Origin of the sequence: Undibacterium sp. Ji22W (assembly GCF_049340305.1) — a bacterium.
Classification (GTDB): Bacteria; Pseudomonadota; Gammaproteobacteria; order Burkholderiales; family Burkholderiaceae_D; genus Undibacterium.
On record NZ_JBMPOU010000003.1, the window covers coordinates 694,307 to 719,972 of the forward strand.

General features: G+C 46.6%; 31 protein-coding genes. 19 read left to right on the top strand and 12 right to left on the bottom strand.

Annotation, left to right across the window (positions count from 1 at the left end; genetic code table 11):
- Positions 1 to 154: 154 nt before the first annotated feature.
- Both ACO0KW_RS15545 and moaC read right to left on the bottom strand, forming a co-directional pair.
- A complete protein-coding gene (locus ACO0KW_RS15545; RefSeq protein ID WP_423054195.1) occupies positions 155 to 1,162 on the bottom strand; it encodes a site-specific integrase in 1,008 nt (335 codons plus the stop codon).
- Positions 1,163 to 1,338: 176 nt separating this feature from the next.
- A complete protein-coding gene (moaC, locus tag ACO0KW_RS15550; protein ID WP_423054196.1) occupies positions 1,339 to 1,860 on the bottom strand; it encodes a cyclic pyranopterin monophosphate synthase MoaC in 522 nt (173 codons plus the stop codon).
- 151 nt (positions 1,861 to 2,011) lie between these two features.
- On the opposite strand from moaC, the gene ACO0KW_RS15555 reads away from it, so the two are divergent.
- The 4 genes from ACO0KW_RS15555 (at position 2,012) to ACO0KW_RS15570 (ending at position 5,286) form a co-directional block, all read left to right on the top strand.
- Positions 2,012 to 3,613, top strand: a complete 1,602-nt coding sequence (locus tag ACO0KW_RS15555; RefSeq protein WP_423054197.1) for a M48 family metalloprotease — start codon at positions 2,012 to 2,014, stop codon at positions 3,611 to 3,613.
- Positions 3,614 to 3,943: 330 nt separating this feature from the next.
- Positions 3,944 to 4,339 carry a hypothetical protein gene (locus tag ACO0KW_RS15560; RefSeq protein ID WP_423054198.1) on the top strand — a complete coding sequence of 132 codons (396 nt, stop codon included), beginning with the start codon at positions 3,944 to 3,946 and terminating at the stop codon, positions 4,337 to 4,339.
- 68 nt (positions 4,340 to 4,407) lie between these two features.
- A complete protein-coding gene (locus ACO0KW_RS15565) occupies positions 4,408 to 4,905 on the top strand; it encodes a hypothetical protein (RefSeq protein WP_423054199.1) in 498 nt (165 codons plus the stop codon).
- Between the two features lie 96 nt (positions 4,906 to 5,001).
- Positions 5,002 to 5,286, top strand: a complete 285-nt coding sequence (locus ACO0KW_RS15570) for a hypothetical protein (RefSeq protein ID WP_423054201.1) — start codon at positions 5,002 to 5,004, stop codon at positions 5,284 to 5,286.
- 166 nt (positions 5,287 to 5,452) lie between these two features.
- Here ACO0KW_RS15570 and ACO0KW_RS15575 read toward each other — a convergent pair whose 3' ends face one another.
- Genes ACO0KW_RS15575 through ACO0KW_RS15590 form a run of 4 tightly spaced genes read right to left on the bottom strand, consistent with a single transcriptional unit; the run spans position 5,453 to position 7,703 of the window.
- Complete coding sequence (locus ACO0KW_RS15575) at positions 5,453 to 6,079, bottom strand: DUF2946 family protein (RefSeq protein ID WP_423054202.1); 627 nt, start codon at positions 6,077 to 6,079, stop codon at positions 5,453 to 5,455.
- Positions 6,072 to 7,028 (bottom strand): YheT family hydrolase, encoded by a 957-nt coding sequence (locus tag ACO0KW_RS15580; RefSeq protein ID WP_423054203.1) that lies wholly within the window; start codon positions 7,026 to 7,028, stop codon positions 6,072 to 6,074. The genes ACO0KW_RS15575 and ACO0KW_RS15580 overlap by 8 nt, the downstream gene beginning before the upstream one ends.
- Positions 7,028 to 7,459 (bottom strand): YybH family protein, encoded by a 432-nt coding sequence (locus ACO0KW_RS15585; RefSeq protein ID WP_423054204.1) that lies wholly within the window; start codon positions 7,457 to 7,459, stop codon positions 7,028 to 7,030. The genes ACO0KW_RS15580 and ACO0KW_RS15585 overlap by 1 nt, the downstream gene beginning before the upstream one ends.
- Before the next feature lie 40 nt (positions 7,460 to 7,499).
- The gene (locus tag ACO0KW_RS15590) at positions 7,500 to 7,703 is read right to left on the bottom strand and encodes a zinc-finger domain-containing protein (protein WP_423054205.1); all 204 of its coding nucleotides are present in this window, start codon (positions 7,701 to 7,703) and stop codon (positions 7,500 to 7,502) included.
- Between the two features lie 211 nt (positions 7,704 to 7,914).
- Between ACO0KW_RS15590 and ACO0KW_RS15595 the strand changes: the two genes are divergently transcribed.
- From ACO0KW_RS15595 to ACO0KW_RS15635, 9 genes are all read left to right on the top strand, one after another.
- Complete coding sequence (locus ACO0KW_RS15595) at positions 7,915 to 8,712, top strand: AzlC family ABC transporter permease (protein ID WP_423054206.1); 798 nt, start codon at positions 7,915 to 7,917, stop codon at positions 8,710 to 8,712.
- The gene (locus ACO0KW_RS15600; RefSeq protein WP_423054207.1) at positions 8,705 to 9,028 is read left to right on the top strand and encodes an AzlD domain-containing protein; all 324 of its coding nucleotides are present in this window, start codon (positions 8,705 to 8,707) and stop codon (positions 9,026 to 9,028) included. Before ACO0KW_RS15595 ends, ACO0KW_RS15600 begins: the two co-directional genes overlap by 8 nt.
- A 225-nt stretch (positions 9,029 to 9,253) precedes the next feature.
- Positions 9,254 to 10,447 carry a phosphoglycerate kinase gene (locus tag ACO0KW_RS15605; RefSeq protein WP_423054208.1) on the top strand — a complete coding sequence of 398 codons (1,194 nt, stop codon included), beginning with the start codon at positions 9,254 to 9,256 and terminating at the stop codon, positions 10,445 to 10,447.
- 72 nt (positions 10,448 to 10,519) lie between these two features.
- Positions 10,520 to 11,950 carry a pyruvate kinase gene (gene pyk, locus ACO0KW_RS15610; protein ID WP_423054209.1) on the top strand — a complete coding sequence of 477 codons (1,431 nt, stop codon included), beginning with the start codon at positions 10,520 to 10,522 and terminating at the stop codon, positions 11,948 to 11,950.
- A gap of 359 nt (positions 11,951 to 12,309) precedes the next feature.
- Complete coding sequence (gene fba, locus ACO0KW_RS15615; protein WP_186940938.1) at positions 12,310 to 13,374, top strand: class II fructose-bisphosphate aldolase; 1,065 nt, start codon at positions 12,310 to 12,312, stop codon at positions 13,372 to 13,374.
- A 143-nt stretch (positions 13,375 to 13,517) separates the two neighbouring features.
- Positions 13,518 to 14,414: a phosphoribosylaminoimidazolesuccinocarboxamide synthase gene (locus ACO0KW_RS15620; RefSeq protein WP_423054210.1), complete on the top strand. Its 897-nt coding sequence runs from the start codon at positions 13,518 to 13,520 to the stop codon at positions 14,412 to 14,414.
- Between the two features lies 1 nt (position 14,415).
- Positions 14,416 to 14,922, top strand: coding sequence for a 5-(carboxyamino)imidazole ribonucleotide mutase (purE, locus tag ACO0KW_RS15625; RefSeq protein ID WP_423054211.1), 507 nt, complete (start codon positions 14,416 to 14,418; stop codon positions 14,920 to 14,922).
- Between the two features lie 276 nt (positions 14,923 to 15,198).
- Positions 15,199 to 16,392: a 5-(carboxyamino)imidazole ribonucleotide synthase gene (locus ACO0KW_RS15630; RefSeq protein ID WP_423054212.1), complete on the top strand. Its 1,194-nt coding sequence runs from the start codon at positions 15,199 to 15,201 to the stop codon at positions 16,390 to 16,392.
- 12 nt (positions 16,393 to 16,404) lie between these two features.
- Positions 16,405 to 17,436 carry an L-threonylcarbamoyladenylate synthase gene (locus ACO0KW_RS15635; protein ID WP_423054213.1) on the top strand — a complete coding sequence of 344 codons (1,032 nt, stop codon included), beginning with the start codon at positions 16,405 to 16,407 and terminating at the stop codon, positions 17,434 to 17,436.
- A 19-nt stretch (positions 17,437 to 17,455) separates the two neighbouring features.
- Here ACO0KW_RS15635 and ACO0KW_RS15640 read toward each other — a convergent pair whose 3' ends face one another.
- Genes ACO0KW_RS15640 through ACO0KW_RS15650 form a run of 3 tightly spaced genes read right to left on the bottom strand, consistent with a single transcriptional unit; the run spans position 17,456 to position 18,900 of the window.
- Positions 17,456 to 18,118 carry an HAD family hydrolase gene (locus ACO0KW_RS15640; protein WP_423054214.1) on the bottom strand — a complete coding sequence of 221 codons (663 nt, stop codon included), beginning with the start codon at positions 18,116 to 18,118 and terminating at the stop codon, positions 17,456 to 17,458.
- A 9-nt stretch (positions 18,119 to 18,127) separates the two neighbouring features.
- Positions 18,128 to 18,382 carry a SemiSWEET family sugar transporter gene (locus ACO0KW_RS15645; protein WP_423054215.1) on the bottom strand — a complete coding sequence of 85 codons (255 nt, stop codon included), beginning with the start codon at positions 18,380 to 18,382 and terminating at the stop codon, positions 18,128 to 18,130.
- A gap of 8 nt (positions 18,383 to 18,390) precedes the next feature.
- Positions 18,391 to 18,900 (bottom strand): flavin reductase family protein, encoded by a 510-nt coding sequence (locus tag ACO0KW_RS15650; protein WP_423054216.1) that lies wholly within the window; start codon positions 18,898 to 18,900, stop codon positions 18,391 to 18,393.
- A 204-nt stretch (positions 18,901 to 19,104) separates the two neighbouring features.
- On the opposite strand from ACO0KW_RS15650, the gene ACO0KW_RS15655 reads away from it, so the two are divergent.
- From ACO0KW_RS15655 to ybeY, 4 genes are all read left to right on the top strand, one after another.
- Complete coding sequence (locus tag ACO0KW_RS15655) at positions 19,105 to 19,452, top strand: hypothetical protein (protein WP_423054217.1); 348 nt, start codon at positions 19,105 to 19,107, stop codon at positions 19,450 to 19,452.
- A gap of 86 nt (positions 19,453 to 19,538) precedes the next feature.
- Positions 19,539 to 20,864: a tRNA (N6-isopentenyl adenosine(37)-C2)-methylthiotransferase MiaB gene (gene miaB / locus ACO0KW_RS15660; RefSeq protein ID WP_423054218.1), complete on the top strand. Its 1,326-nt coding sequence runs from the start codon at positions 19,539 to 19,541 to the stop codon at positions 20,862 to 20,864.
- 181 nt (positions 20,865 to 21,045) lie between these two features.
- On the top strand, positions 21,046 to 22,206 hold the full coding sequence (locus tag ACO0KW_RS15665) for a PhoH family protein (protein ID WP_423054219.1): 1,161 nt from the start codon (positions 21,046 to 21,048) through the stop codon (positions 22,204 to 22,206).
- 11 nt (positions 22,207 to 22,217) lie between these two features.
- Positions 22,218 to 22,679 carry an rRNA maturation RNase YbeY gene (ybeY, locus tag ACO0KW_RS15670; protein ID WP_423054220.1) on the top strand — a complete coding sequence of 154 codons (462 nt, stop codon included), beginning with the start codon at positions 22,218 to 22,220 and terminating at the stop codon, positions 22,677 to 22,679.
- An 86-nt stretch (positions 22,680 to 22,765) separates the two neighbouring features.
- On the opposite strand, the gene ACO0KW_RS15675 is transcribed toward ybeY, so the two are convergent.
- Positions 22,766 to 22,996, bottom strand: coding sequence for a helix-turn-helix domain-containing protein (locus tag ACO0KW_RS15675; protein WP_423054221.1), 231 nt, complete (start codon positions 22,994 to 22,996; stop codon positions 22,766 to 22,768).
- A 9-nt stretch (positions 22,997 to 23,005) separates the two neighbouring features.
- Positions 23,006 to 23,593 carry a hypothetical protein gene (locus tag ACO0KW_RS15680; RefSeq protein ID WP_423054222.1) on the bottom strand — a complete coding sequence of 196 codons (588 nt, stop codon included), beginning with the start codon at positions 23,591 to 23,593 and terminating at the stop codon, positions 23,006 to 23,008.
- 210 nt (positions 23,594 to 23,803) lie between these two features.
- Here ACO0KW_RS15680 and ACO0KW_RS15685 point away from each other — a divergent pair, with 210 nt between their 5' ends.
- Both ACO0KW_RS15685 and ACO0KW_RS15690 read left to right on the top strand, forming a co-directional pair.
- A complete protein-coding gene (locus ACO0KW_RS15685; protein WP_423054223.1) occupies positions 23,804 to 24,742 on the top strand; it encodes an ion channel in 939 nt (312 codons plus the stop codon).
- A complete protein-coding gene (locus ACO0KW_RS15690) occupies positions 24,739 to 25,221 on the top strand; it encodes a histidine phosphatase family protein (RefSeq protein WP_423054224.1) in 483 nt (160 codons plus the stop codon). Before ACO0KW_RS15685 ends, ACO0KW_RS15690 begins: the two co-directional genes overlap by 4 nt.
- A 6-nt stretch (positions 25,222 to 25,227) precedes the next feature.
- On the opposite strand, the gene ACO0KW_RS15695 is transcribed toward ACO0KW_RS15690, so the two are convergent.
- Positions 25,228 to 25,530, bottom strand: a complete 303-nt coding sequence (locus tag ACO0KW_RS15695; RefSeq protein ID WP_423054225.1) for a DUF1294 domain-containing protein — start codon at positions 25,528 to 25,530, stop codon at positions 25,228 to 25,230.
- Between the last annotated feature and the right edge of the window lie 136 nt (positions 25,531 to 25,666).

Sequence of the window (25,666 nt, forward strand, 5' to 3'; positions counted from 1 at the left end):
TTATGGTTTCAGCGTGTACGAATATCGGCAAATGGAGCGCGATAATTAAAAGTAGTGTTCTCATTTTCTAATTGTGAGTTGAGTGCTTGTGAGTTTTCGTTGGTCGATTTGATACTCTCCTATGATTACTCACAAGCTTAATGCTAATTGTTTTTTATCCCAATTTTTTTGCTAGTAGTTCAGCGTTTGGATGGTAGTAACGTTTCAACATTTGAATAGTTTGATGTCCTGTCACACTAGCTAGCTCTATGACATTAGGAAGCTTCTCCGCAAGTCTTGTTGTTGCTGTATGCCTAAGGTCATGAAAGTGTAGGTCTTTGATTCCAGCTCTTTTACACGCATCTATAAAGCAGTTGTGTAGCGTCATATATGAGATCGGAAACACAGAACCTTCACGCTTGAATTTGTTTGTGTTTCCCGTTTCATTCATAAGCGATTTAAGTATGCCTACAGCTCTAATCGATAGGGGAACTATTCTCTTTGTACCATTCTTGGTTAGGGGCAGGGTAGCGGTTTGATTATTTATGTCGATGTTCTCCCATACGAGGGAAAGAATTTCGCCTCTACGCATAGCAGTCTCTAGCGCAAATAACACTAATGGTGCCATGACAGGGCTACGCCTCTTGATAGGCTGTAGTTCGTGAATTAGAAGGACTTCCTCTTCTTTGCTTAGTAATCTACTTCTGCCAATAGGGATAGCTGGTTTTCTTATGCGATCACATGGATTTTGAACTGTTATATTCCACTCTTTTCGGGCATGGTTAATGACACTGGAGAGTATTGATATTTCTCGAAGAAATGTACCCGCTGAAATAGTCTTTAATCGTTCGTCTCTGTATTCAGCAATAGCCGCAGGGGTCAGTTTATCCATGCTGTAATTCACAAGTTTAAAACGCTGAACAAAACCTATCCATTCAGTTTCACGCTGCTTACTTCTTTTTGTTGGTGTGACCTCTATCAAGTATCTATTCAACACCTCACCAAACAGCATGTGATTGTGTTCTGTCTGCTGCTGCCACTCTCCCTTGTACATCGTTGATTCGATGCCTCTAGCCCATTGTTGAGCCTCTTGTTTTGTGCAGAATGATTTAGTAGTTTCGGGAAAACCTTTAACTACAATTCTTGCCTGCCATTTGCCAGCACGTTGTCTGAAAGATGCCATGTTTGTTGCTCCTAAAATTGACTGATTTTCGTTAGTCAGTTGGACAGGAGTTGGACAGAAAGCCTTTTTCAGTAGTTTCTAAGGTTTTTTAAGTTACTCAAGCTTCTTTGAAACATGTGCTTATTGCTTGCGGTGAATATTTTTGAGTGATGTTTAAACTTAATTTAATCAGTCACTTAATCCACAATAGCGACCCAGTCACCTGACTTACCGCCGTGTTTTTCTATGACACGAATATCGCTCATGACCATCCCGCGGTCAACGGCTTTACACATATCGTAGATCGTGAGTAAGCCAACTTGTACGGCGGTGAGGGCTTCGATCTCCACACCTGTTTTGCCATAGGTTTCGACTTGCGCCTGACATTCAATGCTATGGTTTTCTGATACGAGTTGAAAATCCACTGTAACGCGGGTCAGTGCGAGTGGATGGCATAAGGGAATCAAATCACTGGTGCGCTTCGCTGCCATGATCGCCGCAATTCTGGCGATGCCGATGACGTCACCTTTCTTCGCATTGCCGCTTTGGATGAGTTCAAAAGTGGCTGCTTGCATGCGTATTTTTCCTGCGGCAATAGCAATGCGGTGCGTGCTATTCTTATCACCAACATCGACCATGTGTGCCTGACCACCTTGATCGAAATGGGTTAAGCCACCATTTGTAGTTGATGGCGAACTTGTAGAAGATTTGCTAGTCATAAATGAACATTCAATTCGATTGTGAGCGATTGTGAGTTAATATAAGCTGTCAGTTTGGATCGATGTCGCATTGTGACCGTGGTGACTGTGCTGATTGCGTTTTCCGACTTTTAGCTTTAGTAATGCAATATTATTTCGTGATCATATCACCGTGAAAAAAGATTTCCCGCAATTTCGTCTTAAGTTGATCTCGCTCACATTGCTGGCGAGCTTTACTTGTTCGACTGTATTCTCATCCTTGAACGTTGCTACGGCACAGCCGCAATTTAGTGCCAAACCCGGTCCGCAGACGCCTGCACCGAGCACTGCTAAGAACCAAACTTTGCCCACTCTAGGCGATACGGCGCGTGGTGATCTGTCGCCGATCATGGAGCGCAAGATTGGCGAACAAATCATGAGCAGCGTTCGGCATGACCCAGATTATTTGGAAGATGGCCCAGTCACAGAATACCTGACTAAATTAGGTAATTCTTTATTAGATAAACGGCCTGATGCACGTGGTGAAACCTCATACGAATTTGAATTCTTTGCCGTCCGAGATCCAGTCTTAAATGCATTTGCCTTCCCGGGTGGATTTTTGGGGTTTCACTCCGGCTTGATTTTGGCGGCGCAGACTGAATCTGAACTCGCCTCCGTTATGGGGCATGAAATCGGGCACGTCTCGCAACGTCACATTGCGCGTATGTTAGGAAATCAAAAACAAGACTTCTTGATTCCTATTGCCGCCTTAATTTTAGCCGCCTTAGCTGCGCGTTCTAGCCCTGATGCGGCGATGGCAATGGTGATGGGCGGGCAGGGTTTAGCGATACAGCGGCAACTCAGTTTTAATCGTGATGCCGAGCGTGAAGCTGATCGCGTGGGCTTCCAAATTTTGCGTGAAGGCGGTTATGACACCTCCGGCATGTTGGCTTTCTTCGGACGGATGCAGCATGCATCGCGGAATTACACCGATACCGGCATGTCGTACTTGCGTAGTCATCCTTTGACCAGCGAGCGCATGGCGGATATTCAAGGACGTCTATTCGGCGAGCGTTATCGTCAGCGCGCAGATGGTTTGGATTTTTATTTGACGCAAGCACGTGTACGCGTACTCCAAGACAGTAAGGCGCAAGGTTTGATTGACGCCACCGTGGCATTTGAGAACCAAATTAAAAACGGCAATGAAGAAAGTCGTTTAAGTGCGCAATACGGTTTAGCATTTGTCGCCTATAAAAAGAATGATTTTCTGAAAGCGGAAAAACTGTTAAACGAACTCGTAGCGCAAATCGGCCAGTCAACATCGCAAAAAAAATGGCTGAAAGAAACCAGTGCGTTTGCCAGCCTAGCAATCGATATTGAGATGGGCAAAAAACGTCCAGATTTGGCTGTGCTGAAAGCGAAGGACGCTTTGCGCGAATTGCCACTGGCACGTGGTCTCGCGCATCAATATGCCGAAGTCTTGATAGAGGCAAAAAATTACACCGAAGCGGAAGTCTTCTTACGTGAGCAAATCGCTTTATACCGGCGCGAAGCAAAATTACAGCATTTGCTAGCCAAGGCCTACGCAGAGGAAGGCAAACAAGCTTTACAACACATAGCACTAGCCGAAGCCTATGCTTTAGAAGGCGCATTACCAGCGGCTTTAGCGCAATTAGAGATCGCCCGCCTTGATCCCGATGTGAAGTATTACGACTTGTCAGTGATTGATGCACGCGAACGCGAATGGAAAGAAAAACGTCGCGAAGAGATGGAAGATGAGAAGAAGGGGAAGTAGTGAGTTTGAGCCGAATTCGCAGAGTGTTTAGGAATAACTTTTCGTGGCGTAAGCTGTGATGTTTTTATCGAATTGCTTTTTTGACATGGTTAAGAGGCTTGGTAGAATGGCCATCTTTATTTGTGACGCATTTCATAGAAATTTTAGTACCGTTGAAAACGGTGGAATTCAATGAAAAGCGCCTATTCACGCTGGTTTCAAGGGAATGTATGAAAAGTATTATGCGACAAGCTGCTTTTTCGCCCGTCATTTCACCGTCTATATTTAGTTAAAAATCATATGTCCTTCGTACCGCAATTGCAGCAATCACTTTTTCTATGTGCATTAAAGATGATTCCAGAAGGAGGCATTGAGGTAATCGTGCGTCACTCGTGTAGCAACGATTTGCCAACCTCTCCAGTCGGGCGTGACGGCTGGGATGTGCTGTCTTATCCAACTGAATCGAAAGCTTCAGCAACTTATTCAATCACCTTCGATTCTTTTATTGCTTATACCGTCGGGAAGGAGAGCTTTATCAAACCCGATGAAAGTGCTGTATCGGAAGGTGTGCAATTCGTGAGGTTTCGTCAGTCGCGTTATTTGAGGCAGATCGAGGAAACATGTTACGGCGAAGATGTTCATTCCGGCACGCGCTTTCATTATGGAATTTATTGTTTGAATCAATTGATCGATGTCGTAACAAACGTTGCGCCAAGAATTGCCTACTTAGGAGAAACTGCGCAATGACCCTTTTTAACTCAACAATCGACAAGGACGCAAATTCGCGCCTGTCATTTCAGCGTTAGGTGTCACAAATGCGACTCATCGCCGCTGCACTATTGCTACTAGTTGTAGCGCGCGCCAACGCAGAAGATCTGCTCCTTTCTCTCCATGAAGTGAAGTCGCAAGCCACAACCAATTTTTTACTTAACTTGGAAACCGGAAAGGCAAATGTCGTATCTGGCGGCACAGGCGATCCGCTGATGAGTTCGGATGTCTACGTTGTGCGTGACTGGAAGTTAGTGCCGGCTGTGGACGGTAAGGCCTTGATCGACGCATCACAGATCCTCTTCCAAACGAGAGTTGAAGACTTGGACGTGCTGATAATTCGAGATGAGTACAACTCCTTTTCGAATCCGTTCCGCTGGCTGAGTGCACTTGCTGGTCATCCCGTCCAAGTGAGCAAGATTCTTTGGATAACTATCAAAAATGGCAATGTTATTTACTCAGTGGAATTGATGAGAGAACCAAGTTCATATGAATGGACGGCTGGGTTGTTTGCCAAAGTGAAGCCGTCGCCATTCACGCCTTAACACCTAACTGGACGGTCGAGAGTGACGCCGTGCTATTGTAAACTATCCGTGCAAACTGCAATTTGCGGCGCACATCATTTTTGCGTTAGAAATTAAATGCAAAAGGTACACTGGCTGAATTGGTTCGATGCGTTTATGGTGATTTTTGCGCTTCTGCCATTTGCGTATATGTGGGTTGCCTCGTCGTCCGCATGGAAGGCACACATCCCGTTGGTGCTTGACTTGATGTTGTATCTTGTATTCGCTGCCGGAATAGTTGGGTTTCCTGTGGCATCCGTCTTGTATTTCGTATGGCGCTTTCGAAGTGCCCGTGAGAAGCCTCTTGGTCCCAACTCGCGGTTGGACACCGACGGAAAAGCCGCTGGTCAATTCAGCGCGTAGGTGCGATTAGTGAAACGTAATCGCACGCATGAGTCTTATGACTGCGCGAAAAAGTGCACCCATATATTTTGTTCTGCTGAATGCGGATTTTGTAGAGGCTTAAAGAGCAAAAGTATCTTGCGACACGGTGACTAAAAGGTGGGTGATGAACCACTGGTAGTAAGCCTCAAATTTGTTGCGACTTTTCTTCAAAAATTCTCGGCTGCCGGCAATATCCAGCCTCTTGCATCAAACTGATCAAATCACTTTTTTGCAATCGAACATCCAGATCACTTATCCGTGTAGTGATGGTGCATTCTGAAGCCGCATCAGGTAATGCTTCCATGAATTCCAGCAAGCGTGCTTCACTCAAAGGTTGCTGATTTTCTGAGAGCGTCTCAAGAAATAAGGCTATATCTCTATCGTCGAGCTGACATAAAAACCGATCAGCCTGACAAACAATGTTCCCGTCATTCAAAATCCAAACGCGTTGTGCGGGCGGCATAATTTGCCCCGTATGCAAACGCCAGCTATTGTCGGGCAAAATCTGCGCGATATACGGCGTTGCGGCCAAATCGACATAGACTTTTTGTGGGCCATTTTGAAAGTACCAATTGCCATTGTCATCGCACAAATAATTGCGATTGATAAAGCCCAGCAACGTTGAGTTGCGAATCACATCGCCTGGCAAATTCAAAGCCTGTGTGCGCTCATCGCGCATGCGCCAGTTGCCGCGTGCATCGAGCGCCAGCCAGCCGTAGCAATGCGGTACATTCGGCCATTTGGCGATGGCGGCGAGAACGATGTCATCCATGTGTTTGTAGGTGAGTGATGATTTTTTCTGGCAGCCAATCTAATTTACCCGGAAAGGTGCCTTGAGCAAATCCCACGTGACCACCATGTTGTGGGTAGTCGAGTGTGACATAAGTTGATGCCACTTTGGGTAAGAATCGCGCAGGCATAAAAGGATCATTTTGCGCATTCAACACTAATGTGGGAACTTGAATATCATCTAGTACCAGACAGGCACTGGCGCGGTGCCAATAATCATCGACATCACGATAGCCATGTAATGGCGCGGTGACGATATTGTCGAACTCGTACAAATTCTTCGCGCTCAGCATGCGCTCGCGATCAAAGAGTTTGGGAAATTGCGTGAGTTTGTGCAGACATTTTGGTTTTAAAGTCTGCAGAAAATTTTTGGTATAAATGCGATTAAAGCCGCGGGAAAGTGTCGCGCCGCTATTGGTTAAATCGAGCGGTGCGGAGACTGCACAGGCTGCATCGACGATATTCGCACTTGATTGTGATTCACCCAGCCAACGCAATAAAGCATTCCCACCTAGCGAGACGCCGCTGGCAAAAAACTTCGCTTGCGGATGGGCTACTTTAAATTCTCTATGTAAGCGGCGGATGATCCAGTCGATTTCCTGCGCATCACCCGAATGATAAAAACGTGGTGCTTGATTGGGCTCGCCTGAGCAGCCGCGGAAGTGCGGTACCGCACCCGACCAGCCTAAAGTTTTTAGCTTGTGCATTAAGGCACGTGCGTAGTGACTATTGCTGGAGCCTTCTAAGCCGTGAAATAAGACCAGAAAAGGTTTGTCTGCTTCACCATCCAGAAAATCGACATCGACAAAATCTTGATCCGGCGTGACCCAGCGTTCACGTCTGAGTTGCACTCCAGGTTTGTGCATTAAAGTGGCAGGGTAAATTGTTTGAGCATGGCCACCAGCCAGCCACCAGGGGGAAGAGTAATGCATTAGTGTAAAACGTCGCCTTTGGATAAATCGACAGGAGCGGGTCCTGCAGCAACCGATGCGTGATGTGTTGCAATGCGCCAGCCGCGTGGTGTTTTGACATACACGTTGGTTGCAATAATATGCACGTCCTGCGCGATCTGATCTTTGGGATGGAATTCTTCTATCAAACTATGCACGGCAGTCAGCAAATTGTGCATTGCATGCAATTGCCGCGTATGAATATGGACGCTACCATTTTCAAAAATCGCCTCCCATGACGCGCGAATTTCCGCGTGCCCAACCAGTCGTGGTGAGTTCGGATGCACGCAGACGATTTCTTCATCATCAGCCCACAAAGCCATCATGCCATCCAGATCGCCGCGCGAAATCGCGTCATAGAAGGCAATTTCGACTTCGTCAGCACTTCCGTTGAGTTGCTTCTTGGAGGGCATCGGGTTTTCTCTGAAGGATGATTTTGCGAGATTTTGGGAATTAATGTGCCTTCAGGACTGTGCCTGGAGCCAGTTTGTAGACTGTGCCACAATACGAGCAGGTCGCAGAACCACCGTGTGACAAATCCAGATAGACTCGTGGGTGCGAAGACCACAAAGGCATTGCGGGGTTAGGGCAGTGCGCAGGCAAGTCGCTGGCTTGCAATTCAACTGCGGCGGCAGTGGTAGATGGCGTATTGGACATGTTTTTCTCCTCAATGAGTGAATTTTCTTTAGCGCATGATTTTAACGGATTCCATTGCATTTGCGGGGAGCGATTGATTTCCTGCGTGGAATTTTGCCGAAGTTTTGCGTTGGCACCGAGCAAGTATGTGCGCGCAGCGGTACAATAGCGGTTTTGCTACAGACGCTTGCTAGCAATTACTTTCAATTCAAACGCTTCTGCGTTTCCCACTATGTTAAAAGACTGGAATTTAGCACTCTATCGCGAAGGCTTTAAGGCTTCCGCGCCTTCGCTCTTTGGGATGGCGGCTTGGGGGATGGTGGTTGGCGTTGCCATGATAAAGGCTGGTTTGAGTTTGCCACAGGCTTTTGGCATGACGCTACTGGTCTTTGCTGGCTCTGCGCAACTGGCCGCCTTGCCATTGATTGTTGCTAATGCGCCAGTTTGGGTGATATTTGCCACGGCATTGATTGTCAATTTGCGCTTTCTAATTATGTCGGCCTTGATTGCACCGCGATTTGCCCATTTGACTTGGCCTAAACGCATCGTTTTTGGTTTTTTGACGGGGGATATCTCGGTTCCCCTGTTTATGCAAAGATTTCCTGCGATGTGGCAGAGCGCGCGCGAAGAGCGTGATCAAGTTTTGTATTTAAAGGGTTTGATTATTCCCAACTGGTTTGTGTGGCAAGCGGGTTCTATTTTGGGCATTCTGGCAGGTAGTCAAGTTCCTATGCATTGGGGCTTAGGGTTTGCTGGGACCTTGGCAATTTTGTGTATTTTGCTGCCGATGATGCGGAATCGTCCGGGGTTCGCGGGTGTGGTAGTCGCTAGTGTGGTGGCAGTTGCCGCTCATGCGATGCCGTATAAACTGGGATTGTTACTCGCCGTGTTGATAGGGATGGCAGTTGCGATGTGGGTAGAAGAGCATTCTGAGTCGCTTGCCCCATTAAACATCAATAATCAAGGGCATCAGCAAGGCATTATTCAAGTAGAAGCGCACGAAGAAAAGCGGGGGCAAGGTGATGAGTGATCTCGAAATCTGGCTAATTATTATCCTGCTGACAATTGCCACCGTCATTAATCGCAGCGCGTTTTGGCTTATTGGGCATCATATTAATTTGCCACGACGAGTGCAAGAGGCTCTACGTTATGCCCCTAGTTGCGCGTTGGCGGCAATCGTCGCCCCTGACCTGTTTATTAGCGACAATCAACTGGTTACCTCTCTGCATAATCCCAAATTGATCGCCAGTGTGGCGGCAGTTGTTTTCTATTTTTGGAAGAAGGATATGCTGCTGACCATCTTATTCGGCATGGGAGTATTCACCTTGGTGCGCCTTTATTTTTAATTCGTCTTACCATATTAAAAACTTTCTTGAAAGTTAAGATTTTCGAGAAAATTCGTGAATCAGGCTCGTGATTTGGTAAAATACGCGATTAATTTAAAAAATCGCGGAATTGCTTATTAATTGCTTTTAATTCAATTTAAAGTAATTTTGGGCAAACTTGGTAAAGCGTTTGTGCCGTGATTTTATGCTGCGATTTAAATCCTTCTCATCTTAACTGGTCCTGCTATGCAATTTAATCGTCTGAGCGATCTCATCGCTGCTAATAAACTCCAAGGTCAACGTGTCTTTATTCGTGCAGATTTGAACGTTCCGCAAGATGATGCTGGCAATATCACCGAAGACACGCGTATCCGCGCATCGGTTCCAGCAATTCAACAAGCTTTAAAAGCAGGCGCTGCCGTGATGGTCACATCTCACTTGGGCCGTCCGACTGAAGGTGAATTTAGGCCCGAAGACTCTTTGGCACCAGTCGCCAAGCGTTTGTCTGAGTTCTTGGGTGTGACAGTTGAACTCAAACAAAACTGGGTGGATGGTGTCGACGTTGCCGCAGGCCAGGTGGTTTTATTAGAAAACTGCCGTGTGAATAAAGGCGAGAAAAAGAACGATGACGCGCTCGCGCAAAAAATGGCGAAGCTGTGCGATATTTATGTGAACGATGCTTTCGGTACTGCGCATCGCGCTGAGGCGACAACTCACGGCATCGCGAAATATGCGCCTATCGTTTGTGCTGGTCCTTTGTTGTCTGCGGAGCTCGATGCTTTAGGTAAAGCACTTGGTCATCCAGCACGTCCTTTGGCCGCGATCGTGGCTGGTTCAAAAGTATCAAGCAAATTGACGATTTTGAAATCGCTCGCAGAAAAAGTCGATCAATTGATCGTTGGCGGCGGGATCGCAAATACCTTCATGCTGGCAGCTGGCTTGAAGATCGGTAAATCTTTAGCAGAAGCCGATCTCGTCAATGAAGCAAAAGCCATCATGGACATGATGGCAGCGCGCGGCGCGATCGTACCTATTCCGACCGATGTCGTATGTGCAAAAGAATTTTCCCCAACTGCAGTCGCCACTGTGAAAGCGGTCGCCGATGTACAAGACGACGATATGATTTTGGATATCGGTCCAGAAACAGCGCAGGTTTTAGCAGCACAAATTCGCCAAGCTGGCACCATCGTGTGGAATGGCCCTGTTGGCGTGTTCGAATTTGATCAATTTGGTAACGGCACTAAGGTATTGGCTGAAGCCATTGCAGATTCCAAAGGATTTTCGATTGCTGGTGGCGGCGATACATTAGCGGCGATTGCGAAGTTCAACATCACAGAAAAAATCGGTTACATCTCGACTGGTGGTGGCGCTTTCCTCGAATTTTTGGAAGGTAAGACATTGCCAGCGGTAGAGATTTTGTTGCAGAGAGCTGCACAGTAATCTGCTCCTCTGCGGTAAGAAAAGTTTTAAGTTTAAGCCCGACCTTGTAAAAATTATCCATCAGGAGATTCAATGTTACGCGGAACCAAAATTGTAGCGACAGTAGGCCCGGCATCCAATGATTTGGATACCTTAGTGAGTATGTTAAAAGCTGGTGTGAATGTCGTTCGTTTGAACTTCTCGCATGGAAAAGCACAGGACCATATTGATCGCGCCAATCTGGTGCGTAAAGCAGCTGAAGTCTGCGGCATTGAAATCGCGATTATGGCGGACATGCAAGGTCCAAAAATCCGTATCGGTAAGTTTGAAAACAGTAAAATACAAGTTGAAAACGGCGATAAGTTTATTTTGGATGCAGATTGCACCTTGGGTAATCAAGAACGTGTTGGCCTCGATTACAAAGCTCTGCCGCGCGATGTGAAACCGAATGATGTGTTGCTCTTGAATGATGGTTTGATCGTTCTGATTGTTGATAAAGTTATCGGCAATGAAATTCACACTACCGTAAAAATCGGCGGTGAACTGTCGAATAACAAAGGTATTAATCGTCAAGGTGGAGGCTTAACCGCACCAGCATTGACTGCAAAAGATATGGAAGACATCAAAACAGCGATGTCTTTTCAGGCAGATTATTTAGCCATTTCATTTCCGAAAAATTCAACGGATATGGAAATGGCGCGCCAACTAGCGAATATCGCTGGCGAACCATTCAACCATAAACCGATGATGATCGCGAAGATCGAACGCGCGGAAGCGATCCCAGCGTTGCAAGAAATTTTGGACGCATCGGACGGCATCATGGTAGCGCGTGGCGACTTAGCGGTAGAAGTCGGCAACGCAGCGGTTCCAGCTCTGCAAAAGCGCATGATCAAAATGGCGCGTGCATCGAATAAATTGGCCATCACAGCGACTCAGATGATGGAGTCCATGATTGTGAACGCGGTACCAACCCGTGCTGAAGTATCCGATGTCGCGAATGCGGTATTGGACGGAACTGACGCGGTCATGTTGTCAGCTGAAACGGCATCGGGTAAATATCCGATTGAAACGGTAGAAACCATGGCAGCGATTTGCCTGGAAGCAGAGAAATTCCAGGAGTGCAAACTCGACGCGGACTTTTTGAATTTGCAATTTACCCGCATCGACCAATCCATCGCTTATGGTGCTTTGTTCACTGCACATCATTTGCGCGTACAGGCGATTGCAGCTTTGACAGAATCTGGATCTACGGCGTTGTGGATGAGTCGCCAAAGTATTGATGTTCCATTGTTTGCCTTGACGCCAAGTGTGGCGACCATGCGTAAAGCAGCTTTGTACCGCAATGTGCAGACATTCAAGTTGCCATACAACCCGGATCGCGATTTAGTGTTGAAAGAAGCGGAAGATGTCTTGCTTGATAAAGGCGCGGTGAAGAAGGGTGATTTGATCGTGGCGACTTGGGGCGAGCAAATGGGTAAAGTCGGTGGGACAAACGCGATGCGGATAGTAAAGATCGGCGAATAAAATAAACTGATTTCTAGGGCGCATTGCGTTGTTGCAAAGCCTCGCAATACTAATGTATTGCTGCGTTTTGCGCCTAGCACTGCATCCCTAGAAATTAGTTTCTTAGTGGTGCCGAATCAGAAGAGTAACGAACACGATTTAATTTTTAGCGACACTTAAGAGTGAGTCGCTAGAAAATTTAGCAAAGTCTAAAAGCCACAAGCTTGTTGAGGCGCTGAGTAAGCGTAGCGAGCGGGCAAAGTTTGAATTAAGAAGCGCAACCGTACTTTAGTACGGTGAGCATCGCAGATTCAAAATCTGCCCGCGCAGTAGCTTAATCAGTGTCTCAAAAGAAGATTTTTTTATTTGGAGTAAAAACTATGTCTCTCGTATCTATGCGTCAATTGTTGGACCATGCAGCTGAAAATGCGTATGGTATTCCAGCGTTTAATGTGAATAATTTGGAACAAGTCACAGCGATCATGGAAGCGGCGAATGAAGTCGGCGCGCCGGTGATTATGCAAGCGTCTGCGGGTGCCCGTAAGTACGCTGGTGAAGCTTTCTTGCGTCATTTGATTTCCGCTGCGGTAGAAGCGTATCCGCATATTCCTGTGGTGATGCATCAGGATCATGGTCAATCGCCTGCGGTGTGTATGGCGGCGATCAAGTCCGGCTTCACATCCGTGATGATGGACGGCTCCTTAATGGAAGATGGTAAGTCTGTCGCCAGCTATGAATACAATGTCGCCGTATCAAAAGAAGTGGTGAAATTTTCTCACTCGATCGGTGTAACGGTTGAAGCGGAATTGGGCGTATTGGGTTCCTTGGAAACCATGATGGGCGACAAAGAAGATGGTCACGGTGCAGATGGCAAGATGACGCGTGAGCAGTTGTTGACTGACGTTGCGCAAGCAGCAGACTTCGTCAAACAAACTCAGTGTGACGCTTTGGCGATTGCGATTGGTACTTCCCACGGTGCGTATAAATTCTCTCGTAAGCCAACCGGTGATATTTTGGCGATTGATCGTATCAAAGAAATTCACACACGTATTCCGAACACGCATTTGGTGATGCACGGTTCTTCTTCTGTACCGCAAGAATTGCTCGAAGAAATTCGTCAATTCGGTGGCGATATGAAAGAAACTTATGGCGTGCCAGTGGAAGAAATCGTGATTGGTATTCAAAACGGCGTGCGTAAAATCAATATCGATACCGACATTCGCTTGGCAATGACAGCCGCGATTCGTCGTTACATGTTTGAAAATCCAAGCAAATTTGATCCACGCGATTACTTAAAGCCTGCACGTGAAGCTGCGAAACTGGTGTGTAAAGCACGTTTCTTGGCATTCGGTTGCGAAGGTCAGGCTGCGAAAATCAAGCCTTTGACTTTGGAAAAAGTTGCAGAGCAATACAAGTCTGGTGCTTTGGCGCAGCTTGTGAAATAAGCGTTCTTGATTGAATTTAGATTGAAGTAAACCGGGCGCGTGGTGCGCCCCGCAGGGAGATTCAAAGCTTGTTTGTTGATACGTTTTACGTGTTGATAAAGAACTGATGAATCTCCCTTCAGCATTTTTTTTGAGACCACATTATGACTACGCAAATAAACTCCACTTTACATTCGCTACCACTGTTAGGTCGTGGCAAAGTCCGTGATAACTATGCCGTTGGCGAAGATAAACTGTTGATCGTGACGAGCGATCGCTTGTCCGCATTTGACGTGATCATGAATGAAGCGATTCCTGATAAAGGTCGCGTGCTCAATCAAATGGCGAACTTCTGGTTTGAAAAACTCGGTCACGTCGTGCCAAATCATTTGACTGGAATCGATCCAGTATCCGTCGTGGCGGCTGATGAAACGGAACAAGTACGTGGTCGCGCAGTCGTTGCCAAACGCTTGAAACCTATCATGGTCGAAGCGGTAGTGCGTGGCTACATCATTGGCTCTGGTTGGAAAGACTATCAAGAAACAGGCGCTATCTGCGGCATTCAATTGCCAGCGGGGTTACCGCAAGCAGCTAAATTGGACGCACCGATTTTCACGCCAGCGGCAAAAGCTGAAATGGGTGAGCATGACGAAAACATCAGCTTTGCTGACATGGAAAATCGTATAGGCGCAGAACTCGCTGCCAAGATGCGCGACATCAGTATTCAGCTCTACACCGAAGCAGCCAATTACGCAGCAACTCGCGGCATTATCATCGCGGATACGAAGTTTGAATTCGGTCTCGACGACAATGGCGTATTGCATTTGATGGATGAAGTGTTGACAGCAGACTCATCACGTTTCTGGCCAGCAGATTCTTACGCGACAGGCATTTCGCCACCGTCGTTTGATAAGCAATTCGTACGTGATTATTTAGAAACGATCACAACTTGGAATAAGACCGCACCAGCGCCAACTTTGCCGGATGAAGTTGTACAAAAAACGGCAGCGAAATATCGTGAAGCGTTAGAGCGCTTAACGGGTGAAAGTTTGAAGGCGTAATATGAGTGATGCAACATTAAATGCAGCACCGATCATCGGTGTTGTGATGGGCTCTTCATCCGATTGGGATGTGATGCAACATGCGGTCAATGTGCTCAAAGAATTTGGTATTCCTTTTGAAGCGCAGGTCGTCTCTGCTCACCGTATGCCCGATGAAATGTTCAATTATGCTGAAACAGCGCGCAGTCGCGGCATACGCGGCATTATCGCGGGCGCAGGTGGTGCGGCGCATTTGCCCGGCATGATCGCGGCAAAGACCATCGTGCCGGTATTTGGCGTGCCAGTGCCTTCTAAATATTTGCGCGGCGAAGACTCTTTACTGTCTATCGTGCAAATGCCAAAAGGCGTGCCAGTGAATACCTTTGCGATTGGTGAAGCAGGTGCAGGTAATGCCGCCTTGGCAGCGATTGCGATGTTGGCGACGACCGATGATGCTATGGCAGCTAAGTTAGAAGCTTTCCGCGCCAAGCAAACACAAATCGCGCGGGATATGCACTTGCCTTTGTAGTCGAAGCTCAATTTCAGTATCAATAGAAATCTATTGCGTTAGAAGTACAAAGTATTTTGTCCCGTTATTTTGAAGCGATGGCCATTCAGGCGTCATCCCTGCGTAGGCAGGGATCCAGCGACTTTAAGCTTTTACGCCGCTGGATTCCCGCCTCCGCGGGAATGACAGTAAATGAGTTGCAGTCGCTTTAGAACTTGTTTTTAAATTTCGTACTAGCATTAATCCTCGTTTCAAATCGCATTTAATTTGTATCGCACCAGCATGGAAAAACCCACAATGTCCACTTCGTCAATCAATACCTCACCGCAATTTCCGAATTCAAAAGCCAGCATGTTAGGCATGGTTGGCGGTGGACAATTGGGACGCATGTTTGTGCATGAAGCACAAGCTTTGGGTTTTAAAGTGATGGTGCTAGAACCTGAAGCGGGTAGTCCTGCTGCTCATGCAGCGGATGCGCATATTCAAGCGGCCTATGATGATGCGGCGGGTTTGCAGAAGTTAGCCGAAGCTTGCGCTTCATTCACCACTGAATTTGAAAATGTCCCCGCGAGCAGTTTGGCCAAGTTGGCGGAAACCGGCTTTGTCGCACCAAGTGCGGCTTGTGTGTCGATCGCGCAGGATCGTATCGAAGAGAAAGCCTTCTTCACACGCTGCGCACCACAAACTGATATTTTGCCAGCACCACACGCGATCTTGCGTACCGCCGACGATATCGAAAGAGTTGAACCCGATTTATTTCCAGGTATTTTGAAAACAGCACGCATGGGTTATGACGGTAAAGGTCAGGTCCGTGTTAAAACTGTAGAAGAATTGCGTACCGCATTCGCCAATTTAAAAGGTGTGGTCTGCGTACTGGAAAAAATGCTGCCGCTGGCGTATGAGATTTCTGTGTTAGTCGCGCGTGGAGCTGATGGCCAGGCAGTGGTGTATCCGATCGCGGAAAACGTGCATAGGGATGGTATCTTATTCACGACCACCGTGCCTAGCCCGCACGTTTCCGCAGATGCCGCTTTAAAAACCCAAAACGCCGCATTAAAGCTGATCGCTGATATTGATTACGTTGGCGTCCTCTGTATAGAATTTTTTGTTTTGCAAGACGGCTCAGTCGTCGTCAATGAAATGGCACCGCGCCCGCATAATAGCGGGCATTACACGATTGATGCTTGCGTCACCAGTCAATTCGCTCAACAAGTCAGAGCGATGGCGCGTTTGCCTTTGGGCGACGTGCGTCAGCATTCGCCTTGCGTGATGTTGAATATTCTTGGTGATATTTGGTTCGACGGCGATTCTGTCCGCCAGCCAGATTGGGATAAAGTCTTGGCATTACCGTCAGCGCATTTGCATTTATACGGCAAAGCTGAAGCACGCCGTGCGCGTAAGATGGGACACATCACTTTCATCGCGCCAACACTGGAGCAAGCACAAAACGAGATGCGTCAAGCCTGTGACATCCTCGGCATTGAAGTTTGAGCATAGCTGAGGTTGAAATTGCATCCTTCTGAACAAATCCTTGCCGCCTCTCGCGCCTTAGAGCAAGGCGCATTAGTCGGCTTTCCGACGGAAACCGTGTATGGCCTTGGTGCCGATGCGGAGAACGTCGATGCAGTTGCGAATATTTATAAAGCCAAAGGGCGCCCCTCAAATCATCCAGTGATTGTGCATGTCGCGCCAGAAGCAGATATCGCCTACTGGGTCAAAGAGATTCCAGCACAGGCGCAAGCTTTAATTGATGCGTTTTGGCCTGGCCCATTAACGCTGATTTTAAAGCGCGCCGAACATATTCCTGATGCAGTTTCTGGCGGTCAGGATTCGATCGGGATTCGTTGTCCATCGCATCCAGTTGCACAGGCTTTATTGCGTGCTTTTAAAGACGGCAAGGGCGGTGTGGCTGCGCCATCAGCGAATAAATTCGGACACGTTAGTCCAACCAAAGCTGAACACGTTCTAGAAGAATTTCCCGCTGAAGTGGCAAATGGCATGATCGCTGCGGTACTTGATGGCGGGCAAAGCGATGTTGGCATAGAATCCACCATCGTTGATATGAGTCGTTTGGCGACGCATGGTCCTGTTTTGTTACGTCCAGGTCATATCACTGCGCTGCAATTGGAACAAATATTGGGGATGCCAGTGAATGCGCCGGATCAAGTTGCTCCGCGTGCTTCCGGAACTTTAGAAGCGCATTACGCGCCAAGTACGCCAGTCGCGATGGTCGCAGTTGAAGAATTAGAATCGACAATTGCACAATTACTCGCAGCCGGAAGACGAGTCGCAGTAATGGCATACCAGCCGCATACAGCCAATATTCAACTGCAAGGCTGGCGCCAACTCAATCCTGATCCTGTTTCTTACGCCCATGATCTATACGCAGATTTACGTGAGCTTGATCATGTTGATGCTGATATTATTTTAGTGGAAGCTTTGCCGACAGGGCGTGAATGGCAAGGGGTGAGCGATCGATTGCGTCGCGCTGCGTTTGACTCTCGGGGAATTCTCGATCGTTTGTTGACGTCTTAATAGCGATAACCGAAAGCACCTAGGTTTGACTGTTTAAGAAAAAATCGTCGATTGCCTTACCTAGTTCTGAGTAGTCATCGACGACGCGGTAAGCACCATCGAATGAAAAATGGCGACTCAATTGATTGCGTATTACGACACATTGTAATCCGGCCGAGATCGCCGAACGTAAGCCGCGCGGAGAGTCTTCGACGACTAGACAATGTTCTCTTGGAATTGCCAGTTTTTCCAGTCCAAGCAAATAAGGATCAGGCGCGGGTTTGCTGTTAGCATAGTTTTCTTCCGTCACAACAAAGTCGAAATGCTGCAACAAGGTCAGTTTGCGATGAATCAGCTGAAAATGATCGGCACGTGAACTGGTAACGATCCCCATTTTTGCTTTGCCTTGCAGCTTAGCCAGCAAAGTGTTGATGCCCGCAATTTCCAGATCAGAATGTGATTGCAATAGTGCAGAATAGCGGCGATTTCTCTCGTCCCGTAGTAATCCGATTTCATCCGCGCCCACGCCGCGCGCTTCGAGTAGATGCCAAGCGCCCAGATTTTCCAGCAGAAACCAATCGAAAAATAATTCCGGTGTTAAATCAATCTCATGTTCGGCAAATAAACTGCGGTTGGCCTGATAAAACAAACCCTCAGTATCGACCAAGACGCCATCGTTATCCCACAATATTCCGTGCTTCATGCGAATGAATTATTTGTAGACTAGCTTCATCACTAAAATGAATGCAGACAGTGACAGTGAAATTACGTTTGCCACAATAATCGGCCAAGCACCCAGCATCAAACCATAGGTCAACCAACCAACGGTACCGGTCACCATGATGCAATACATACCAAGCGAAACACCTTCAGCGCGTTTGCGCCGCCAAGTGAGCCATGCTTGAGGAATGAAGGCGCTGGTGGTTAAAAACGCGGCGATGTAGCCGACGAGATCTAATTGAGTCATAAAATAGTTTATAGCGCTTTACTAGTCAAAAATTGACCGTGATGAAATACGAGTGGTGGCTGATTTTTGAAGGCGCATTGTTCAACTTCGCCGACGAAGATAACATGGTCGCCTTCTGGATAGCGACTGCGATTGAAACATTCAAACCAAGCGGAGGCACCTTTGAGTATGGGGAGGCCAGAGCGCGACAAGCTGTATTCCACGCCTTCAAAACGGTCTTCACTGCGACTCGCAAATTGCTCTGCCAGATGGCGCTGATCAGCTGATAACACATTAACCACATAATGTGAGTTGTTTGCGAATATCGGCATGCTTTGCGCGCGATCGCCCAAACTCCATATGACCAATGGCGGGTCGAGTGAAACAGAATTGAAGGAGCTCGCAGTCAATCCTAAGAACTTGCCGTCTTCGAGGCGAGTCGTAATGACAGTGATGCCGGTCGCAAATTGCGACAGAGCATGGCGAAAATGGCGGCTATCAAAATCAGGGGGGAGTGCAGTGCTGGTTGGGCTTAACATTGGTTTTCCAAAAACATTTTCCGCCATTATCCCAGATTTTTCCCGAATGCATGATGTTGCTAATTTGTGTATATCGGGGCACGTGTGAATGCGCGTCGATTGTATCCGTCTGTGTTAAACTATCGCCCTTATTGCTCTGTGATTGCATTTGTAACTAATTGATTTTTAAGAAAATTATTGAAATCGTTTAAGTGGGATATCGCCATGCTAAATAGTAAATCACTACGGTTTGTTGTTATTGCCTGTTTGTTTAGTTGTCTGAGTGGTTTTTTTAACGCCAACGCAATGCAGCTAGAGCGCACTTTCCCTCCCGAAGTGAAACGTGGCAAATTGAGCACCACTGATTTGGCCGAGCTCGTGATCGACGGCAAATTGCGCACGTATTCGCCTGCTTTGCGCATCTACAGTGAAGACAATCTGACACTGACAATTGCCAGCGTCGATGTGCGCAATATCATCATTAATTATGTTGAAAACGAATTTGGTGAAATCCAAAAAATTTGGGTGCTCACTGCAGATGAGGCGCGTCAGTCTTTGCCCAAGAAGAGCTAAGTTACAGAGCTAAGTTACAGAGCTAAGTGATGTGTTTGTATATATTTGAATTTGTCTTTATTTTATAGTAGGAAGAAACTGGTTCCATGCAGAAGAAAGTATTCATCAAAACCTTTGGTTGCCAAATGAACGAGTATGACTCGGACAAAATGCAAGACGTCTTGGCGGCAACTGATGGCATGATCAAAACCGATAATCCGGAAGATGCGGATGTGATCTTGCTTAACACTTGTAGCGTGCGTGAGAAGGCATCGGAAAAAGTGTTTTCGGATCTCGGTCGTCTGCGTGAATTGAAAAAAACCAAGCCAGATTTATTGATCGGTGTTGGCGGTTGCGTCGCTTCGCAAGAAGGCGAAGCAATTATTCGTCGTGCACCTTATGTGGATGTCGTCTTCGGTCCGCAAACTTTGCATCGCTTGCCGCAATTGATTAAAGACCGCCGTGATTCAGGTCGTTCGCAAGTTGATATCAGTTTTCCTGAAATTGAAAAATTTGATCACTTGCCACCAGCAAAGGTAGAAGGTTCCACCGCTTTCGTATCGATCATGGAAGGCTGTTCTAAGTATTGCAGTTATTGTGTGGTGCCTTACACTCGCGGCGAAGAAGTTTCACGCCCGTTTAACGATGTCTTAGTTGAAGTCGCAGGTTTGGCGGAACAAGGCATTAAAGAGATTAGTCTGCTAGGACAAAACGTTAATGCCTACCGTGGCGTGATGGAGGATGGCGAGATTGCTGACTTCGCTTTGTTATTGGAATACATTGCTGAGTTCCCGCAAATCGAACGCATCCGTTTCGTGACCAGTCATCCTAAAGAATTTAACCAGCGTTTGATCGATGCTTACGCCAAGATCCCGAAATTGGTCGATCACGTGTATTTGCCCGCGCAGCACGGATCCGATCGCGTGTTGGCGGCGATGAAGCGTGGTTATACTTCATTGGAATACAAATCCGTCGTGCGTAAATTGAGAGCGGTCCGCCCGAATATGCATATCTCATCCGATTTTATCGTCGGCTTCCCAGGTGAAACGGATGAAGATTTTGATGCGCTGATGAAGCTGATTAAAGACGTCGAGTTTGATAATAGTTTCAGCTTTATTTTCAGTGCGCGTCCAGGTACGCCAGCTGCGAGTTTGGAAGACACCACACCTGCGCCTTTGAAGCTCAAGCGTCTGCAGTTTTTGCAGTCGGTGATTGATGCGAATACTAAGAAATATAGCAATGCGATGATAGGCACGATACAGCGTATTTTGGTCGAAGGTCCGTCGGTAAAAGATCCGAATGAATTGCAAGGTCGTACCGAAAATAATCGCGTGGTGAATTTTGCGGGTGGTAAAGAGTTGATCGGCACGTTGGTGAACACGCGCGTTACTGAGTCCTATAATTATTCATTGCGTGGTGAGTTGGTCGATTAAGGCTTTAAGTACAAAAATTGTAGGGCGGGTGCAACCCGCGCCGCACATAGGTCGGTCTCGCATACATGATGTTCTGGCGGCGCGGGTTGCACCCGCCCTACGATGCTAAGATTTTCTCTGCGCTCTCTGCGTTGACGGGTTTTGACTTGAACCTAAATTTATTTTAAGAAAACAAAACATTTTGAAAACGAAAACGCCAGTGCCAGTTTTATATTTTGTTCCTCAGCCTTTAGATAATTTACGGCTTGCTCATTTGTGCGGTCCGCTCGACGAAAATCTTCGACAAATTTCAGCAGCTTTGGACCTTAGTATTTTCCGTCGTGGTGAGAAATTTATCGTGAGCGGACACAATGCTGAAAAAGGTTTGGAGTTACTCGAAAAATTTTATGCGCAGGCAAAGAAAATCATCACCATCGATGAAGTGCAATTAGCCTTGGTTGAACAACGTGCCGCGAGCAGTTTGAAAAAGACAGCTGAGACCGCCTTTGAACCGGAAACCGATACGGAAGAAACCCCGATCGTAAAACGTCGCAGCACCAAAGCGGCGGCAACCAGTACAGCAAAAGCCAAGATCAAAGAGGTCGTCCCAATCGAAGTCGAAGAGGCGATAGAAAGCCCCATTCTCAAGACTCGACGCAGCGATTTACGCGGACGTACACCGCATCAAAACACTTATATCAAGTCTATACTCGAACATGATATTAGCTTTGGTATTGGGCCTGCTGGTACTGGCAAAACTTATCTGGCGGTGGCCTGTGCAGTTGATGCGCTGGAACGCGATGCGGTCAAGCGTATTGTATTGACGCGTCCAGCAGTGGAAGCAGGTGAGCGTTTAGGTTTCTTGCCAGGTGATTTAGCGCAAAAGGTCGATCCTTATTTACGTCCTTTGTACGATGCTTTATACGATTTGTTAGGATTTGATCGTACTCAGAAAATGTTCGAAAAGCAGGTGATTGAGATCGCTCCTTTGGCGTACATGCGTGGTCGCACTTTAAACCATTCGTTCATCATTTTAGATGAAGCGCAAAACACCACGCCTGAGCAAATGAAGATGTTTTTGACCCGCATAGGGTTTGGCAGCAAAGCCGTGATCACCGGTGACGTGACTCAGATCGACTTACAACGTCATCAGAAGAGTGGTCTGGTCGATGCATGCCAAGTTTTACGCAATGTGCGTGGTATCGCTTTCAATCAATTTACTAGTGTTGACGTGGTGCGACATCCTTTGGTTGGTCGTATCGTCGATGCTTACGAAGAAGCAACTCAACATCAAGATCAGCAAGACGCCGAAATCGTTAGCTTGAAACATGCAACCGCGATGAATAAACCTCGACGTAGATAATGTAGATAATTATGGCAACCAGTTCCAAACCTAAATTGACGCTATCCGTACAATACGCCGATGAGCGTTTGAAAGACGTATTGACGCGCCCCTTATTGCGCAAAACTATACAAGCAGCCTTATTCTTCCCAGCGGAGTTAACCTTGCGCATCGTTGATGCGGAAGAAGGACAAGAACTCAACCGCGATTATCGTGGCAAAGATTACGCGACCAATGTATTGACCTTTGCTTACACCGAAGACAGCGATGCGGAAGTCACGCAAGCCGATATCATTTTGTGTACCGATGTGCTTGAAAAAGAAGCCAAAGAACAAAAGAAAACGGTGCTCGAACACGCCCAACATTTGGTCGTACATGGTGTTTTACATGCACAAGGCTACGATCACGAAACCGACGAAGAAGCGGAAGAAATGGAAGCTTTAGAAATTGAGATTTTGGCTGGCTTGGGATTGGCAAATCCTTATCAAGAATAAACCATAGCCTCATCTCAATACTCAACACTCAACACTCAATAGATGAGGCTATTTAGATGAGGCTATTCGTTCGTTCTCAAGCAGCTTTATTCCGCAATACTATCCTCAGATAGCTTTCCATCAAAAGCCAGAATTTCTCCTGGCTGGCATTGCAATACATGACAAATTTTTTCCAACGTATCAAAGCGTATCGCCTTCGCACGTCCAGATTTGAGTACCGATAAATTTTGTGGCGTGATGTCGACTAATTCTGCCAAGGTGTTCAGGCGCATTTTACGCTGCGCCAACACCACATCTAAGTTCACAATGATAGGCATGAGGTTTCCTTAGATGGTGAGTTCGGCTTCTTCATTGAGATTGGTGCCGATTTCTAAGGCCCATAGCATTAAGCTAAGGAAGCCTAATTCAATCAAGAACATCAGAATATTCGTGACAAGATTGTCTATGCGTAATCCAATGTTTGAACTGCCAGCATAATACGCAGCGCCGATGGCGAGTAATTGGCAACCATAAGCAAAATAAGCCAAATACAGATTCATTTTGTAGGCTTTTCGTGCGTGATTTACGGCTACTTTGTTGAATATTTCCCCCTCGTAAAAACACTCAATTAAGCCGTGGAAGTAAAAAATGATGTAGGTCGCCATGTATAGCCCAATTCCCGCAATCGCAATGCAGCTTATTTTGCTCGATATGTTTAGTTTTGCTTTCCATATCCACTCGATTGGGTCTTTGACTGAGGTCATATTTATTGCTATATCAACTAATGAGACGTCGCCACTTGGAAGGCAGGCGAATATGAGTAAGGTGATCGCACCTATTAATCCTGTCAAAATTAATAGTGGCATAGAGACCCAAATCAAATATCCACTAACTTTACGAAATGCGGCGATGCGCTGATTGCGTTCTGAGGTCATAGTCTGTTCCTGTGATGTTCTGTATTTCGTTATATTAATCATGAAACAGTTGAAATGCAATCAAAAATTATCGATTATCGATAAAAAAAGATTGAAAGTCAGCTTTTGCTCGTTTTTGTTGCTAGTTGTCTGAGTGTCGTCTTTGTCTGTAAAATCAGTGTCACTCCAGTACAATTGATCTTTCAACTTTTATCAAACACCGTATCCAATATGAGCAGAAACGCCCCCAAAGAACATAAACGCATTATTCAAATGAGTGGGCGAAAGGTGGTTACCTACGGTATGCGTACCCATTTTTGGCAGGATATTTACTATTACGCTATGACCTCTAGCTGGCCGGTGTTCTTCTTGGCTTTTGCTGTCTTGTTTGTAGTGATGAATGTGTTGTTTGCCGTTTTATATTTGGCCGGTGATAACGCAATCGGGAATTTGTATCCACAAGGCTTCTTAGGCGCTTTCTTTTTTAGTGTCGAGACTTTGGCGACGGTTGGATACGGTGATATGCATCCGCAAACGGCGTATGGGCATTGGGTGTCGACATCTGAAATTTTTATTGGCATGTCAGGGCTGGCGCTCATCACGGGTTTGATCTTTGCTCGCTTCTCCCGGCCGCGTTCAAGCATAGTGTTTGCTGAGCATCCAGTCAGTCATGTGTCTGAGGGGAAAAATCTGTTGATGATACGTATGGCTAATGCGCGTATGAATGTCATCAGCGAGGCTGCAGCGAAGTTGCGCTTGATCTGGAATGAAGAATCAGCGACGAACGGAAAATTTAGACGTATCTACGATCTCAAGCTAGAACGCGACCAGCATCCGATTTTTATTTTGGGCTGGACGATTTTTCATGTGATCGATGAGAATAGCCCGTTGTTTGGGATCAGCCCCACGGTCTTACTGGAACGTCAGGCCGCATTGATTTTGAGTGTGGATGGCATCGATGAAACGACCAATCAAAATCAGCGTGCACGCCATTACTATCCCTGTGAATTGATACGCTGGAATCACCGCTATGTCGATATTTTCGAAAATCAGACAGTGACGACTAGCAAAGAAATGCAAGATATTCAAGAAATCCATTATTCACGTTTTCATAAATCAGAAGAGATTACAAACACCTTTGCCGAACAAAGTGAGGAAACAACAGCATGAAAAAAATCATTGCCATATTGAGTTTATCATTAAGCATATTGAGTTCTCCAGCATGGGCGTTTCAGACCATTGTCGTAGTGCGACATGCCGAGAAGGTCGATGAAAGTCGCGATCCACTGCTGAGTACACAAGGTCAGAAACGGGCGCAGGATTTGTCTCGGGTGCTACGCGATGCCAACATTGAACAAGTGTATGTGACAGAATTTCAGCGAACACAAGCGACAGCAAAACCTTTGGCAGATTTGCGCCAACTGCCTTTAACGCCTTATTCAGCCAAGGAATCGTTGGCACTCGGGGCGCAGCTTCGAGAAGCGAAAAAAAACACCTTGGTCGTAGGGCATTCGAATACGATTAATACGGTGCTGAAGGGATTAGGTATCGATAATATGGCACCTGTCGCTGATGATGAATTTGATCGCCTAGTCATCGTCACTCTGTCTAATGAGCGGGTGTCAAGCGCGACGGTGTTGCGTTATTAAGCCTCGTTATAGAGAAATGATATAGATCCATAGAAGTAGATGTAGCAGGAAGCCTATGATTGCTACCCATTGGAAAACTGGTTTTTGAGTTTTGTGTCGAATACTCTGTTGTGCCATTAGCGCGGTGATGCCACCAGAGAGAAGGGTCCAGAATAGCAATTGTTGCTCGCTGATACGTTGGCCATGTCGGCGCGCTGCGGCCTTATCCCAAACATACAAAAAAAGGCAGATCACGTTCACAAGTCCATAAAATAAGAGGACACGGAGCTCTGTGGCACTAAGTTGTTGTTGAAGTTGAGAGAAGTTCATGCCAGCTGCCCGTTGATCAATTCATCATTCTAGGTGAGGTAGTCAGGATAAATGCTTGAATTTGTAGGCATTTTTCACTTATTTTTTGGTTCTCACAAAGACTGCCGAAGGCTTCATCGATAATCTGCTCGTGGTT

What these genes read in the sequence shown, in the direction of transcription:
- ACO0KW_RS15590 (WP_423054205.1), bottom strand. Translation starts at nt 7,703, where the DNA reads ATGTCCAATACGCCATCTACCACTGCCGCCGCAGTTGAATTGCAAGCC.
- ACO0KW_RS15630 (WP_423054212.1), top strand. Translation starts at nt 15,199, where the DNA reads ATGTCCACTTCGTCAATCAATACCTCACCGCAATTTCCGAATTCAAAA.
- ACO0KW_RS15695 (WP_423054225.1), bottom strand. Translation starts at nt 25,530, where the DNA reads ATGAACTTCTCTCAACTTCAACAACAACTTAGTGCCACAGAGCTCCGT.
- ACO0KW_RS15605 (WP_423054208.1), top strand. Translation starts at nt 9,254, where the DNA reads ATGCAATTTAATCGTCTGAGCGATCTCATCGCTGCTAATAAACTCCAA.
- ACO0KW_RS15545 (WP_423054195.1), bottom strand. Translation starts at nt 1,162, where the DNA reads ATGGCATCTTTCAGACAACGTGCTGGCAAATGGCAGGCAAGAATTGTA.
- ACO0KW_RS15650 (WP_423054216.1), bottom strand. Translation starts at nt 18,900, where the DNA reads ATGTTAAGCCCAACCAGCACTGCACTCCCCCCTGATTTTGATAGCCGC.
- ACO0KW_RS15690 (WP_423054224.1), top strand. Translation starts at nt 24,739, where the DNA reads ATGAAAAAAATCATTGCCATATTGAGTTTATCATTAAGCATATTGAGT.
- ACO0KW_RS15560 (WP_423054198.1), top strand. Translation starts at nt 3,944, where the DNA reads ATGATTCCAGAAGGAGGCATTGAGGTAATCGTGCGTCACTCGTGTAGC.
- ACO0KW_RS15585 (WP_423054204.1), bottom strand. Translation starts at nt 7,459, where the DNA reads ATGCCCTCCAAGAAGCAACTCAACGGAAGTGCTGACGAAGTCGAAATT.
- ACO0KW_RS15580 (WP_423054203.1), bottom strand. Translation starts at nt 7,028, where the DNA reads ATGCATTACTCTTCCCCCTGGTGGCTGGCTGGTGGCCATGCTCAAACA.
- ACO0KW_RS15575 (WP_423054202.1), bottom strand. Translation starts at nt 6,079, where the DNA reads ATGGATGACATCGTTCTCGCCGCCATCGCCAAATGGCCGAATGTACCG.
- ACO0KW_RS15640 (WP_423054214.1), bottom strand. Translation starts at nt 18,118, where the DNA reads ATGAAGCACGGAATATTGTGGGATAACGATGGCGTCTTGGTCGATACT.
- fba (WP_186940938.1), top strand. Translation starts at nt 12,310, where the DNA reads ATGTCTCTCGTATCTATGCGTCAATTGTTGGACCATGCAGCTGAAAAT.
- ACO0KW_RS15680 (WP_423054222.1), bottom strand. Translation starts at nt 23,593, where the DNA reads ATGACCTCAGAACGCAATCAGCGCATCGCCGCATTTCGTAAAGTTAGT.
- ACO0KW_RS15655 (WP_423054217.1), top strand. Translation starts at nt 19,105, where the DNA reads ATGCTAAATAGTAAATCACTACGGTTTGTTGTTATTGCCTGTTTGTTT.
- purE (WP_423054211.1), top strand. Translation starts at nt 14,416, where the DNA reads ATGAGTGATGCAACATTAAATGCAGCACCGATCATCGGTGTTGTGATG.
- moaC (WP_423054196.1), bottom strand. Translation starts at nt 1,860, where the DNA reads ATGACTAGCAAATCTTCTACAAGTTCGCCATCAACTACAAATGGTGGC.
- ybeY (WP_423054220.1), top strand. Translation starts at nt 22,218, where the DNA reads ATGGCAACCAGTTCCAAACCTAAATTGACGCTATCCGTACAATACGCC.
- ACO0KW_RS15620 (WP_423054210.1), top strand. Translation starts at nt 13,518, where the DNA reads ATGACTACGCAAATAAACTCCACTTTACATTCGCTACCACTGTTAGGT.
- ACO0KW_RS15645 (WP_423054215.1), bottom strand. Translation starts at nt 18,382, where the DNA reads ATGACTCAATTAGATCTCGTCGGCTACATCGCCGCGTTTTTAACCACC.
- ACO0KW_RS15675 (WP_423054221.1), bottom strand. Translation starts at nt 22,996, where the DNA reads ATGCCTATCATTGTGAACTTAGATGTGGTGTTGGCGCAGCGTAAAATG.
- ACO0KW_RS15600 (WP_423054207.1), top strand. Translation starts at nt 8,705, where the DNA reads ATGAGTGATCTCGAAATCTGGCTAATTATTATCCTGCTGACAATTGCC.
- miaB (WP_423054218.1), top strand. Translation starts at nt 19,539, where the DNA reads ATGCAGAAGAAAGTATTCATCAAAACCTTTGGTTGCCAAATGAACGAG.
- ACO0KW_RS15565 (WP_423054199.1), top strand. Translation starts at nt 4,408, where the DNA reads ATGCGACTCATCGCCGCTGCACTATTGCTACTAGTTGTAGCGCGCGCC.
- ACO0KW_RS15685 (WP_423054223.1), top strand. Translation starts at nt 23,804, where the DNA reads ATGAGCAGAAACGCCCCCAAAGAACATAAACGCATTATTCAAATGAGT.
- pyk (WP_423054209.1), top strand. Translation starts at nt 10,520, where the DNA reads ATGTTACGCGGAACCAAAATTGTAGCGACAGTAGGCCCGGCATCCAAT.
- ACO0KW_RS15595 (WP_423054206.1), top strand. Translation starts at nt 7,915, where the DNA reads ATGTTAAAAGACTGGAATTTAGCACTCTATCGCGAAGGCTTTAAGGCT.
- ACO0KW_RS15570 (WP_423054201.1), top strand. Translation starts at nt 5,002, where the DNA reads ATGCAAAAGGTACACTGGCTGAATTGGTTCGATGCGTTTATGGTGATT.